The 13876-nt window shown below is 47.0% G+C and carries 11 protein-coding genes; 7 read left to right on the plus strand and 4 right to left on the minus strand.

Translation table 11 applies throughout. From position 1 onward, the window contains the following. Positions 1-242 precede the first annotated feature (242 nt). Both HNR50_RS06445 and HNR50_RS06450 read right to left on the minus strand, forming a co-directional pair. Positions 243-1865: an ABC-F family ATP-binding cassette domain-containing protein gene (locus HNR50_RS06445; protein ID WP_184745062.1), complete on the minus strand. Its 1623-nt coding sequence runs from the start codon at positions 1863-1865 to the stop codon at positions 243-245. An 83-nt stretch (positions 1866-1948) separates the two neighbouring features. Then, entirely contained in the window at positions 1949-3793 is a 1845-nt protein-coding gene (locus HNR50_RS06450) for an amino acid permease (RefSeq protein ID WP_184745064.1), read from the minus strand. A 196-nt stretch (positions 3794-3989) separates the two neighbouring features. Here HNR50_RS06450 and HNR50_RS06455 point away from each other — a divergent pair, with 196 nt between their 5' ends. The 4 genes from HNR50_RS06455 (at position 3990) to HNR50_RS06470 (ending at position 8569) form a co-directional block, all read left to right on the plus strand. After that, positions 3990-6188 carry an MFS transporter gene (locus HNR50_RS06455; protein WP_184745066.1) on the plus strand — a complete coding sequence of 733 codons (2199 nt, stop codon included), beginning with the start codon at positions 3990-3992 and terminating at the stop codon, positions 6186-6188. 96 nt (positions 6189-6284) lie between these two features. Beyond that, positions 6285-7148, plus strand: coding sequence for an SDR family NAD(P)-dependent oxidoreductase (locus HNR50_RS06460; RefSeq protein WP_184745068.1), 864 nt, complete (start codon positions 6285-6287; stop codon positions 7146-7148). 1 nt (position 7149) lies between these two features. After that, positions 7150-7755 carry a TetR/AcrR family transcriptional regulator gene (locus HNR50_RS06465; protein WP_184745070.1) on the plus strand — a complete coding sequence of 202 codons (606 nt, stop codon included), beginning with the start codon at positions 7150-7152 and terminating at the stop codon, positions 7753-7755. 55 nt (positions 7756-7810) lie between these two features. Further along, positions 7811-8569 (plus strand): substrate-binding periplasmic protein, encoded by a 759-nt coding sequence (locus tag HNR50_RS06470; RefSeq protein WP_184745072.1) that lies wholly within the window; start codon positions 7811-7813, stop codon positions 8567-8569. A 50-nt stretch (positions 8570-8619) separates the two neighbouring features. Here the strand turns inward: HNR50_RS06470 and HNR50_RS06475 are convergent, their stop codons facing one another. Continuing rightward, positions 8620-9642, minus strand: a complete 1023-nt coding sequence (locus tag HNR50_RS06475; RefSeq protein ID WP_184745075.1) for a type I glyceraldehyde-3-phosphate dehydrogenase — start codon at positions 9640-9642, stop codon at positions 8620-8622. Positions 9643-9893: 251 nt separating this feature from the next. Between HNR50_RS06475 and HNR50_RS22580 the strand changes: the two genes are divergently transcribed. After that, positions 9894-10025 (plus strand): hypothetical protein, encoded by a 132-nt coding sequence (locus HNR50_RS22580; protein ID WP_281389040.1) that lies wholly within the window; start codon positions 9894-9896, stop codon positions 10023-10025. Positions 10026-10066: 41 nt separating this feature from the next. Here HNR50_RS22580 and HNR50_RS06480 read toward each other — a convergent pair whose 3' ends face one another. Continuing rightward, the gene (locus HNR50_RS06480) at positions 10067-10867 is read right to left on the minus strand and encodes an exodeoxyribonuclease III (protein WP_221439822.1); all 801 of its coding nucleotides are present in this window, start codon (positions 10865-10867) and stop codon (positions 10067-10069) included. Between the two features lie 175 nt (positions 10868-11042). On the opposite strand from HNR50_RS06480, the gene HNR50_RS06485 reads away from it, so the two are divergent. Beyond that, positions 11043-12773, plus strand: a complete 1731-nt coding sequence (locus tag HNR50_RS06485) for an ABC transporter ATP-binding protein (RefSeq protein WP_184745077.1) — start codon at positions 11043-11045, stop codon at positions 12771-12773. A 200-nt stretch (positions 12774-12973) separates the two neighbouring features. After that, positions 12974-13801 (plus strand): helix-turn-helix transcriptional regulator, encoded by an 828-nt coding sequence (locus HNR50_RS06490; RefSeq protein WP_184745079.1) that lies wholly within the window; start codon positions 12974-12976, stop codon positions 13799-13801. The last annotated feature ends 75 nt before the right edge of the window (positions 13802-13876 follow it).

Here is a 13876-nt window from a genome sequence, read left to right on the forward strand (position 1 = left end):
TATTATACATTGTAATAATGTAAAGGTCGGGTGCGAATTGAAAACTCTAATTTATTTGTCGGCATGTCTTGCCCTGATGATTCTCCAATACCATATGCTCTGTCATCTGACGACAGAATCAAAGCTTCTCAGAGAGAATAAGCGAAACTGGGTGCTGGCCTTTACGCTGGTTCCCCTCATCTCTTCAGTCGTGTATTTTTTTCGGGAATACAGAAGGTCCTGAATGTTTAGATTGACCGGTACTATGAGATTTCAGTCGTCTTGCTGAGATAGTAGTCGTAATCCCCTTCGTAAACATTCATTTTCCCGTGATCGATCTCGAAAACGCGGTTGACCAGATGCTTGAGAAAATACCGGTCGTGGCTGACGATGATCAGCGTGCCCTCGTATTCCTGCAGGGCTTCGAGAAGAACCTCCCGGGATGCTATATCCAGGTGGTTCGTCGGCTCGTCGAAGATGAGGAAGTTGAGCGGCTGGGCCATCAGGCAGGCCAGGACAACGCGGCTTTTTTCCCCTCCCGAGAGTATACCGATTTTTTTATCCGTGTCGTCTCCGGAAAACTGGAAAGCTCCCAGTAAGTTTTTGATCGAACCCATGGTTTCGTCGGGCAGCCGGGCGGCTACTTCTTCGAAGATGGTGTTATCGGGATTCAGAAGATCGCTGGAATACTGGCTGAAGTATCCCATGGAAACGCTTCCGCCTGTTGTACAGGTCCCTTCCGTCGCTCCGGTCTGTTCGGATATCACTTTTAAAAGCGTCGATTTTCCCGCTCCGTTCACTCCGGTCAGGGCGATTTTATTTGTCCGCTCTATAGTTCCCGTAATGCCGCTGAAAACAGAGAGCTCGGTCCCGTTTTGAAGGGGCCATTTCTTCCCGAGGTTTTCCATGGAGACGACGATGTCCCCGCTCCGTTTCAGCTCCTTGAGCCGGATTTTCATAACCTTCGGTTCCGGGGGTATAACGACTCTTTCGATTTTTTCTATCTTCTTGACCCGGGACTGGACCTGGGCGGCATGAGAAGCTCTGGCGGCGAAGCGGGCGATAAACTCCTCGTCCTTGGCCAGCATGGCATCCTGTTTCTTTTTCGATGCCACCAGCTGTTCCCGGCGGATGACTCTTTCCCTCATGTAGAAATCGTAATCGCCGGAATACATGGTTATCTCTCCCGAGGCGATTTCGATGGTGCGGTTGCAGATTCTCGTCATGAACTCGCGGTCGTGGGATGTCATAACCAGGGAGCCTTTGAATTCTTTGAGCCATTCTTCGAGCCAGACGATGGTCTCCACATCGAGGTGGTTTGTCGGCTCGTCGATAAGAAGGATGTCGGGGTTCTGGAGAAGGATTCTCGCCAGGGCGATCCGCATCTTCCATCCCCCGCTGAAGTTCTCTACCGGATCGTCCCAACGATCCGATCCGATGCCAAGACCGTTGAGAATGGCCTTCCCGTCATTTTCCAGGGTGTAGCCGCCCTTGTTCTGATACTCCATCTGCAATTCGCCGTATCGGTTCATCAGTTTGTCCATGGCTTCGTCGTCCATGGGCTCGCACATCTCATGTTCAAGCTCCGTAAGCTCTTCGCCGATGGCAAAAATATTGCCCGATCCTTTTAGAACTTCCGTCAGGGCGCTATGTCCCTTCATTTCTCCCACATCCTGGGAAAAATAGCCGACGGTTTTACCCGATTCTACGGAAACCGTTCCCTCATCGGGATGTTCTTCACCGGAGATGATTCTGAAGAGACTTGTTTTGCCCGAGCCGTTGGGGCCGACCAGGCCGATTTTATCATTAGGGCGAACGAGGAATGTGCCGTTTCTGAAGATGACTCTTTCACCGTATGCCAGTTTAATATTCGATAGATTTACCATAACGGAGAGCATAGTAGATTATTTCGGAACAAAAGTCACCTTCCACTTCTGTCGATCATTCAGGTTCAGAAAATTTACTGTTATCAATAGACTTCGGGAACCTTTGTCCTTTCGCTCTCTAAAATCTGTCTTTTAAGCGCATCGGCATTTTCGGCCCTTATCCAGTTTTTCCGGAACTCATCGGATTCCGCCATATCGATGAGGGACGCCAGTATGAGAAGAGCTTCATGTTCTCTTTCTTTGCCCCTGCCCAGGATAAACAGAGCGTGAGCCTTTTTCCCGTTTCCGGGAAACTGAATCCCCTCTTTGCTTCTGACTACAAGCAGCTTCATATCCTTGCTGTCGGGGAGGGAAATATGAGGGATGGCCAGAAAATCAGACAGGGCGAAACTGCTTTTCATCTCGCTTTTTATAAAAGTCGATCGAATTTCCTCTTTTTTTATTCGAAAGAGGTTTTCCAGATCCGGTCCTCTATCATCAAGCAGTTGGTCAAAGAAATTTACACCTTTGATATCGATAAAAGCCGCATCCAAAAGAAGTCTGTCCAACGCATCGTGCTCGTTCTCATCCCTGCTGATTATAATCTCACGCAATTCCTCTTCCAGCAGGTTTTCCTCCAGCTTCCCTTCTGTCAGTTTCCTCAGAAGATGGAGTATGGCCGTTTCCCTGTTTTTTACTTTCCTTCCGAAAAACATATAGATAATAAAGCTCACAAATACCATTGCCAGACTGATTTCTATAGAACTCAAGCCCATATCGACAATGAAGAAAGCGAAAAGCCCTATGCTGAAAATCTGAAGCCAGGGGTAGAGAGGAGCCTTGAAACTGGGTTTGTAATTCTTCAGTTTGCTTTCCCGCATGATGATTACAGCGATATTGGTGAGAACATAGGAGGTTAGAATGATGGTCGAAGCCGCTTTAACCAGCATTTCGAGGGGAAGAAGCAGGGATATGAATATAATTGCCCCAGTTGCGGCAATGGATAAAACGGGAGTTTTGAACCGGCTGCTGATTCTGCCGAGAAATCCCGGAGCCAGCTTATCCCGGCTTAGGGCCAGGGGGTATCGCGAAGCGGACATGATACCTCCGTTCGCTGTTGTAAAAAAGGCCAGTGTCGAGGCCCCGGCGATGATCAGATAACCGGGGAGTCCGATTATGTTCCGGGCTGATTCGGCAACCGGCGCATGGGAATTCCTGAAAGCTTCAGGTTCGAGCGTACCCGCCAGAACCCAGGTGATCAGTACGTAAAACACGGTGACTGATACAATGGACGAAATGATTCCGAGCGGGATATTCCTTTTGGGGTTTTTTACTTCTTCTGCAATGTTGGAGACGTTCAGAAGTCCTCCGAAGGAGACGAACACGAAACCGGCTGTGTAGATAATCTGGTTTCCTCCTGTGTTGAACATCCCTTTATAGAGAGAGACATCGATATTGCCGATTCCCAGAACAACATAGACAGCCATCAGAACGAGCATCCCGGTGACCATGATCATCTGAAAAATAACAGTCTCTTTTGAACCTCTGATATTCACAAAAACAAAGAGGAGAGTCAGAATGAGACCGGACAGAATCGTACTGAATCCCGTGTAGATAAAAATGAGTTCCGAGATTCCGTATATGGCAAAGGCGCTTTTCAGAGCCAGGGCGATCCAGCTCAGTATCCCGGAAACAGTACCGACCATGGGGCCGAAGGTTTTATTTATGGCAAAGTAGTTTCCTCCAGCTTTAGGCATGGCCGTCGTAAGCTCTATGACGCTGAGAACGCCGATAAGGCCCAGCACGCCCGCCAGAAGATAGGACAGGAAGAGAGCCGGTCCGACTCTGGTGAAAGCCAGAGCGGGCAGAATGAATATACCGGAACTGATCATGGCCCCCGTCGCTATGCTGAAAACGCCGTATAGAGAAATATCCTTCTTCAGTTTCATAATAACCTCCCAGTCATTTCCGGTTGCTACCTTTAAAAGTAATGAGAATCCCGTATCTGTCAATGATGTTAGTTAGTCCTGAAAACTCCAACAGCTCTGTGCTGTGGTAAAAGTTTAACAAACGCGGAAGAGGAAAGTTACAATAAAATGGGAAGATTTAAAGACATAAGAGGATTGAAAGTATATTATTTAACAAATGCAGACAAAGTTTTTATCAGAAGATGAAAGACGTCATGGAAAATCCCGTCTTTATAAGTTTCAGGCTTTTAACGGTCTCGGTTTCAACTTTATGGGGGAAACTCCGGTTTATCTCCTGGCTATGCATTTCGGTGCATCCAATATAGAACTGGGCTATATTTCATCGGCCATCTTTCTAACCGGCATCATTCTCCTGTTTCTTCCCCGCTTTCTCGCCGGCGGGAATCTTATAAAAGTCCAGTCCACGGCCTGGTTTTTGCGGGGACTTTTTGTTCTGCTGTATCTCCTTCTTTTTTTTCTGGAGGGCCAGTCCGCCGTTATTTTAATTCTTGTTGTCTATACGCTCTTCTGTTCCGCCAGGATGATCGGCGTGGTTATCTGGAATCCTCTGGTCAGGATGGTCACCACTTCCCAGAACCGGGGCGAAGTGCTGGCGATGGGGAACATCGCCAATCAGACAGCTTCGGTTGTGGCGAAGCTGTTCAGTTTTCTCATTACGTCCATACAGTTTTTCACAGGTGTCGTCGGCATTCTCCTGCTTCAGATTATCGGTGTTATTTTTAACAGCTCCGCCTCCTGGCAGCTGAGACAGGTCGCCTGCCGGGATACGGTCGAGTACCGGAAAGGGCGTAATATCTTTGTCATACTCGGTGAATCGCTTAAAAGAAAAGACCGTTTTTTCCCGCTGATGATCAAATGGATATTCATATCCATTATGGTTATCAACGGACTGACTATCGTTTTCGTACGCAAGGAAGCGGGTTTCGGCGCCAATGTCGTTTTTCTCTATACAATGGTAATTGCTCTGGCCAATATCGTATCGGGTTTTTTCGGGCGCACCTTTGCCGACCGGATCGGCAGCCGCCCCCTCCTGATCGGCATGAGCCTTTTTATGGCTTTATCCTATCTCGCCTGGATGTTTCTGCCTCTCTCAACGGGAGAGGGGCTTCCCTGGTTCGTCTTCTTCGTACTGGGATTCTTTTCCAATTTCTTCATGCTCTCAGCCAATGTTCTCATTGCCCGCGTCATGGTCAATTCCATGCCGGAAAAGGATAATTTCGGATACAATGCCATGATTAACTTCGTTATGGCAATTTTTTCTCTTCTTGCCGGGGTTACAGGCGGTCTGCTTATCGACCTGGGACAGCAGTCCACTATAAATTTGCCTAATTCATTCAGTTTCCTCTTTTTCTCGGCGGCTGTTCTTTCCGCCGTTTTATTCGTCCTGAGTCTGTTTCTCCGGGAGAAGGGCAGTCTTACGCCCAGGGAAACCATGTCCATATTATTTTCTCTCGAAGGGCTAAGGGCCTACAACTATATCGGTAAACTCAATGCCACCGACGATCCGGTGAGAAAAAGAACTGTTATCATGTCCATGAGCCGGAACAACGCACCCATCGCGACAGAGGAGATCCGCTCCATCATGGCCGCGCCTCTTTCTCCCGTGAAAGCGGAAGTTATAAAAACGCTTTTTAACAATCCCAGGCCGGAGCTTCTCGACGATCTTCTGCGGGAGGCGGGAGATAGCGGATCATATCAGCAGATAAATGCCATCTTCGCTCTCGGAGCTTACGAGGGAGAGAAAGTCGAGAATCTTCTCATCGAACTTCTCGATAACGATGATCCTCTGGTCAGATCCCATGCGGCCAAATCTCTCAGCCGGACAGGGCATAGCGAAACACTCAACCGGATACGGGCATTGGCTCGCGAAGCAAAGATCCCCTGGGAAAAGATCAACTATCTCATCGCGCTGAAGAACATGGATCCCGATGGAACAATATTCACCGAGACATTCAGTATGAATGAAAATGAGGAGAGTTCTATGCTCGGGCAGAGCTATTTTTCTCTCACAGCGGAGCTCTTTGATATGACGCCCCCGCTGGCTGAGATATACAGTTCCGGGAATCTGGACAGAGGGACAGGTCTTGATTCCTTTCTGGAACAGGCGAGAGACCGGGCGCAATTCTATCAGTTTCATCGGGATCTGAAGGAGTGGTTCGCTGCTTCAGATTGGAAGGCCATCAGTCAATTCTGCCTGCAGAGTCTTAATGATTCTGATGATAAGGGCGAAACCAATCATTCCCCGATGAATAATTTAAAAATCTCAGTTGTTTCAGCATGCGAAAGGGAGTTGAGATCCTACGATGAAGCTATCGCGGCTGTCTACTTTACCTATCAGATTCTAATCAATCCGTAAACAGGTGAGAATTAATTAGACTAAGTGGTATATTTCATGTATATTCTAATTAAACCATGTGGTCTAGACTGGTAGGTTTTTTTAGGAGGATCAATAATGTCAAAGAAAATCTGTATAGTGACCGGAGCCAATTCCGGGATAGGAAAAGAAGCGGCGAAGCAGATAGCCGGAAAGGGATACCATGTTATAATGGCCTGCAGGAATGAAGAGAGAGGACGGAAAGCTCTGGAAACAATGAAGAAAGAGAATCCCGATCTGTCTCTGGAACTCATGCTGGTCGATATGGGGCTGAAGAGTTCCATCAGGCAATTTGCCGAAGAGGTTTCAGGAAAGTATCCCGTTGTTGAGGTGCTGATTCACAACGCTGCCATTTTCGATATTTCCCAGAAAGAACCGGAAAAAAATGCCGAGGGAGTCGAGACAATCTGGGCTGCCAATCACATCGGTCCTGTCTACCTGACAAAACTGCTTCTCGATAATCTGAAGAAAAGTGAGGAGGGGAGGGTCATCACCATTGCGTCGAAAGGACTCATCATCATGCCGCGTTTGCGGATTGATCTGGCTGATCCGGAATTCGGGAAGAGAAAATTTACCGTTACGAAAGCCTACTACCAATCGAAAAGGGCACAGGTTATGTATACCTACTGGCTGGCGGATCAGTTGAAAGAATCACCGGTTACAGCCAACTGCATCAGGGTCACCAATGTTAAAATCGACCTCTCCCGGTATCCCGATCTGAGTCCCTTTATAAAATGGATGTATGCCATAAAGTCGAAGAAATCCATCACGCCGGAGAAAATGGCTGAAACCTATGCCTGGCTGGCAACATCTCCCGATGTCATAGGCATAAGCGGCGTCTATTTCGATGAGAATCGGAAACCGGTCAAATCGGTTCCCTATACCTATGATAGGGAAGAACAGAAATCCCTTATGGATCTGACGGAAAGGTATCTGAAGTAATATGGGTAAAGCACGGATCGATGAAAATTTACTCTTTGAAGCGGCTCTCGAAGAATTCTCGACTTACAGTTACGAGGAAGCTTCCATTAACAGAATCATTGAAAAAGCGGCCATAAGCAAAGGATCCTTTTATTACAGATTTGAAAACAAATACGGGCTGTACCTCCATCTTCTGAAAGAGGGAGCCGGAAAGAAATGGGAATTTATCCGGAAAGAGATGGAAAGGCGCGGGACTGCGGCAAAAGATGATGATATTTACTCCCTGTTCATGATTCAGACGGAACTGGGGATACGATTTGCCCATGCTCATCCGAAGCTGCACCGCCTTGCGGGAATGTTTGCCCGGGAAAAAGGTTCGGAAATATATGACAGAGCTCTGGCAGCGCTTGGCGGGGATGATCAGTCCGGAATGGATGATATGATAGACAAAGCGATGGAAAAAGGAGAAATCAGCAATAAATACAGCCGGGATTTCGCAAAGGCGATCCTGTCCTTTCTTTTCGGTTCTTTCGATAAGATTTTTCCCGGGTCCGGAAATGAAGGACTGGAAGAAACTCTGGATCATATGGAAGAGCTTGTTACCTTTATGCGCCGCGGGTTATCCTGACTGTTTTCTATTGTGAAGGGGCGGTTGACAGCCTATACTTAAATCCAGAGGGATTATGAACTTCCGCCCCGTATTATTACTGATTTTTATATTCTCAATATTTGTTTTTTCATCATATGGAGATGTCGTTAACGTAGGCGGTTATATTTTTCCGCCCTTTGTCGTTGAAGAGAGCAATGAAGTTTATACCGGTCTGACCATCGATCTTATCAGGGAGCTGAACCGATTGCAGGATAAGTATACTTTCCGGTTTGTTGAGACCACTTCAAAAAGACGGTATGAACATCTCCTGCAGGGGCGTTTCGACATCATGTTTTTTGAAGAGGACAGCTGGGGGTGGACTGATTATCCCGTAAGCTTTTCCCGATCATTTCTCAAAGGCGGCGAAGTATTCATTGCCCGGGCCGAACCGGGAAGAGATCAGATCTATTTTGAGAATATAAGCGATAAGACAATAGCGGTTATTCTGGGATATCACTACGGCTTCGTCGACTTCAATTCCGATGAGGCGTATATGAACAGTCTGTTCCATCTCCAATTCAGCCGGGACCATCGGATCAATATTGAGAAGGTGCTCCAGGGAGTCGCTGATCTTTCCATCGTTACTCAAACCTATCTGAAAACTTTGTTGAAAGAAGAACCGGAACTCGGCAATAGATTACTGGTTTCCGTGCGGTACGATCAGAAGTACGATCATACGGTTCTGGTTCGCACAGGCTCTCCAGTCTCTGTCATTGAGATTAACAGTCTGCTCGATGAACTGATACAGAAGAATATTCTTTCCCGCGTTCTCTCGAAATATGGTATAGAGTAAAAAAAAATCCCCGCGTAAAGCGGGGACTTCAATAAGCTGTTCAGCGTCGATTATTTGGAAATAATCAGAGCCAGCTCAGCCATTTTGTTGGAGTAACCCATTTCGTTGTCGTAGAAAGACGTTACTTTAACCATTGTGTTTCCGTCAGCGGGAACAACCTGGATATTGTCTGTGATCATGGAAGTGTAGGGCTCGCCGACACAGTCTCTTGAACACTCGTAGTAATCGCCGAAAGTGGCAACTTTTCCGAGAAAGGAAGAAGCGTTGATTTTTTCAACATTGGCAGCGATCGCTTTCTTGATTTCGTCTGCGGAAACTTCACCTTTGATAACATAGAAAGCTTCAACAACGGAACCTGTGTCCGTGGGGACTCTGAGCGCTGTACCGTTGAGTTTTCCATTGAGGTGGGGAAGAACTTTTCCAACAGCGATAGCCGCACCGGTTGACGCGGGGATAATGTTGTTGAGAGTCGCTCTGGCTTTTCCGCCGCCGAATGTATCGGCAACGTTCTGAGTTGCAGTTGCAGCGTGAGTTGTACAGATCAGACCGCTGATTACTTCATAAGTCATATCGATAGCGTGAGTCATGGGTGCGTAACAGTTTGTAGTACAGCTGGCGTTGGAAATGATTTTCTCATCACCGGTAAGAGTTTCGTGGTTAACACCGATAACAACTGTTTTCGTGTCGTCTTTACAAGGTGCGGATACGATAACTTTTTTAGCTCCGGCATTGATGTGAGCCTGTGCTTTTTCTGTACTCAGGTAGAATCCTGTACACTCGAAAACTACGTCTACGTTGTGTTTTGCCCAGGGAATGTTGTTCGCATCTTTTTCGGCGTAAACAGTAACTTCGTTGTCGCCGATTTTAATGACGTTGTCGCTGATGAGTTTTACATCAACGGGGAATCTTCCGTGGATAGAGTCTTTGGGAAGGCTTTTTGCAATTGCGTCTGCAGAAACGAGGTCGTTTCCGGCTACAATTTCAATTTTGTCGCTAAGCTCGGAAGTTATGACACGCATTACGTTCTTTCCGATTCTTCCCATTCCGTTAAAACCAACTCTGATTTTTCCCATTTATATTCTCCTCATTTATTCCTTAGCCATTCGGCTATGATTTCATTGCGGCAGGACCGCTTTTCACTGACTTTGACTACCGGGGCTCTCCGGAGTCCTTATTTATCGATATTCTTATCTCTAATGGAGATAAATTTATCTTATCTGCAGTATGGCATAAGAGGGCGATTCAATCAATCCTGTAGAAAGGTGTTTGACAAATCCCCACCTGTCCCCATTGCTAAATAATAATACATTACCGTAGCTTTTGCATGAGCGTTGAAAATGTCGGTGATTTGAGAGAAAAAAAGTTGATCGCAGCGGATACCCCATCAACCCTGGAGTCTCTTATGTATGAAACTAAAGGGGATATCACCGGGGATATCCGCTTTGACCAGTATTAATTAATACCACGATTCGGCTTTAAGAGATATAGGAAATTTACCTAGAAGAATTTCATGGGCAGTTCAAGCTCAAGCCCGACCGGGCAGTGGTCCGATCCGTAGATCTCATTGTCGATCCAGGCGCTCTTTACATAGCCCTTATCGATCATATCCTGAGATACGAAGAAGTAGTCTATTCTCCATCCCGTATTGTTAGCTCTGGCGTTCATCCGGTAGGACCACCAGGAATATTTTTCTTCTTCGGGATGAAAATGGCGGAATGTATCGACAAATCCGGCGGCTGTGAACTTGTCGAGCCAGTCTCTCTCGATGCGCAGATAGCCGGAGTACTTTTCATTGGCTTTATCGTTTTTCAGGTCGATGGCATTATGGGCGGTATTGAAGTCTCCTGTCGCAATGACGGAACGGCCTTCCTTCCGCAGCTCCTGCGCCCTGTCGAAAAAGGCATCGTAGAAACGGAGTTTGTAATCGAGCCTTTCATCGCTCTGCTGTCCGTTGGGGTAATATATATTGAAGAAAACGAAGTCGCCGTAATCCATCTCCAGAATGCGGCCCTCCTGATCAAACTCTTCGATTCCGAAGCCGTGCCTGACGCTTTCCGGTTCGATCCGCGAAAAGGTGGCGACGCCGCTGTATCCCTTTTTCACTGTGGAGAAGCTCCAGTAATCGTGCCCGCCGTTAATGGCTCTCATCTCATCGGTAACCTGACTCTCCTGCATCTTCGTTTCCTGTACGGAAAAGATCTGTGCATCGCACTTTTCTACGGACTGGAAGAAGTCCTTTTTCAAAGCGGCTCTGAGACCGTTGACATTCCAGGATATCAATTTAATATTTCGACTCATTGTTTTCTCCGTTATATGGCTTTTCCTGTCTTGTTTTCTTATCTTGTTCTTATATGTGAAGCCATTAATAACAAGATAGCATATTCTAACTTAAATAGGCAAATGTCGCAGGAAAAATCAATTCCACAATAACTCTCCTATAGGATTTTAGCTGATCCTGTTGTATTGTGCTTTTATGATCAAAAATTTTATCCGGTACTACAAACCCCATATACATTTATTCATTCTGGATATGACCTGCGCCGTTATTGCTTCGGCCATGATTATCGGTCTTCCTTTTTTAACGCGGTCCCTAATCGGGGAAATCCTGCCTTCCCGCGATGTGAAAAGGATAGCCTATGTCCTCAGCCTGATTTTCGCCATTTATCTGGTCAGATCGATCCTGACTTATATAAGGGTTAAATGGGGCCATATCCTCGGTGTCCGTATGGAAGCGGATATGCGCCGCGATATTTTCGCCCATATACAAAAACTCTCATTCAGCTATTTTGACAGGGTTAAGACCGGTCATCTTATGAGCCGGATTTCCAATGACCTGAGCATTATCGCCGAGGTGGCCCATCATGCTCCGGAAGACCTTATTATCTCTACAATCATTCTGATCATGGCGTATATCGTCATGTTCTTTTTCAATACGTCACTGGCTCTTATCTCCCTCATTCCTTTTCCCATAATGATATTCTGGGGAATTCATATGGGCTCCCGTATGAGAAAGAGCTTCAGAAAGGTGCGAAAAGAGATTGCCGAAATCAACAGTACTGTCGAAAACTCCGTTATGGGAATCCGTGAAGTTAAGTCTTTTGCCAATGAAGGGCTTGAAAACAACAAATTTCACAAGAGCAACGATACATTCCGCGTCGCTAAAGAGATCAGTTATCAGCGGATGGCCCGTTTTCATTCGGTTATGCAGTTTCTCCGCGATTTCTACTATTTCTGTATAATCGGCGGAGGAGCCCTTCTTATCCACCGGGGCTCATTGAATCTGGTCGATCTGCTGGCTTTTATACTCTATGTAGGGATCATTCTTCCCCCTATAGACCGACTTATCAATTTTACGGAGCAGCTTCAGCAGGGAATTTCCTCATTTGAACGCTTTCAGGAAATCATGGACATCGAGCCCGATATAAAAGATATGCCCGGAGCTGTAGATTTCCATCCCGCCGGTGGTGAGTTCCTTATGGAGAATGTGAGTTTCCGATACAGCAAATCCCCCGACTGGATACTGAAAAATATCAATCTGACGATCCGGGCCGGTGAGACAATAGCTCTTGCCGGAGAATCCGGTGCAGGGAAAAGCACGCTCGCATCACTTCTTCCCCGGTTCTACGATATTCAGGAAGGGACAATCAGAATAGACGGGCAGGATATAAAATCGCTCAAACAGAGAACATTGCGCCGTTCCATCGGAATCGTGCAACAGAATGTCTTCCTCTTTGACGGAACGATCAGGGAGAACATAGTCTACGGTAAACCGGCGGCGACGGAAGAGCAGATTCGGGAAGCTGTAAAGATGTCCAATCTGGAATCTTTCATCGAAACACTGCCCGACGGTCTGGAAACGGAAGTGGGCGAGCGGGGCGTTCTTCTTTCGGGCGGCCAGAAGCAGAGAATCTCCATTGCCCGTGTCTTCCTGAAAAATCCCGAGATCCTCATCTTCGACGAGGCGACCAGTTCCCTCGACAACGAATCGGAAGCGATGATTCAGGAAGCACTGTGGAAGTTATGTAAAAATCGTACAACAATTATCATAGCTCACCGGCTGTCGACCATTATGAGGGCCGACCGGATCTACGTCATGAAAAACGGAGAAATTGTGGAAGAGGGGTCCCATCTGGATCTGATAAATCAGGGCGGTTATTACAAATCCCTGGCCGATAAGGGAACTCTAATCGCAGAAATAAATTGACGACACCTCAAATGATCGGGGTCTTTGTTCGCCCCGGCATCGGGCAATGTCGACCCCTCAAATGATCGGGGTCTTTGTTCGCCCCGGCATCGGGGATTGTCGACCCCTCAGATGATCGGGGTCTTTGTTCGCCCCGGCATCGGGGCTCATGTAAAAATAGTGTGAGACCGGAATGTATATCTCCCTTACAATAAAAGGAGATGATTCACTCCGGTCCCGTAATCTGTCAGATTTATCATGACTCATATCATCATGTCTCCACGCCGGAAGAGGGAAGGCTTCTTTTCTTTTTTCAGCTTGAGGGTAGCGCGTCTGTGCATCTGGGCGGGACAGTTCTCGATGTACAGGACAGCTGTGCCTTTATTATGCCTTCAGCGCTGTCTTTCCGTGTCCGTGGACGGGGACGGGCCCGATTACTCGACTGCCGCATATCCTATATCAACTCACTACTGAAAAGTTCTATCGGATCGGCTCTGTCGAGTCTGTTGCCTTCGGTAAAAACGGGACCGTTCCGGGCTTACTGCCTTTCCGGCCATTCGGTTCTCCGTCTGGAACCTCTTCTTGACATTATCAGTGAAGAAACGGGTCTGAAGCGGAGCGATTATCTGGATATGATACATTTCCAGATTTTCGAGATACTCATTCTGTTGAGAAGAGAAGGGGCTCTATCGCAGGCGGACATCGAGACATGGTCGGTCAGTCAGAGAGTCTGGCAGATAGAAGATGTCGCGGAGTTTATAGACTCTAACTACGATATCCCGTTCACTTTGGAGGAATTGGCCGTCAGGTGCAATTTGAACCCCTCCTATTTTTCCCGGGCCTTCAGGGAAAAGATGGGCCTGCCTCTTTTTGAATACATAAACAGGATGAGGATCGGCCGCGCCGTACAGCTCCTCAAAAACACCAATCTGGCTATTCTGGAAATAGCCATGACCGTAGGGTACAACAATGTATCTTTTTTCAACCGGTATTTCAGAAAACTCAAAGGCTGTTCTCCGGGAGAGTTCAGAAAGAAAATACTGGAGTAAAAATTGTGAAAGAACAAAAGCCCCGGTTCGGATGAATAGTGTCAGACCGTAAATCCCTATGGGCGCATAATTAAG

This window comes from Spirochaeta isovalerica, from assembly GCF_014207565.1.
Lineage (GTDB): Bacteria > Spirochaetota > Spirochaetia > DSM-2461 > DSM-2461 > Spirochaeta_F > Spirochaeta_F isovalerica.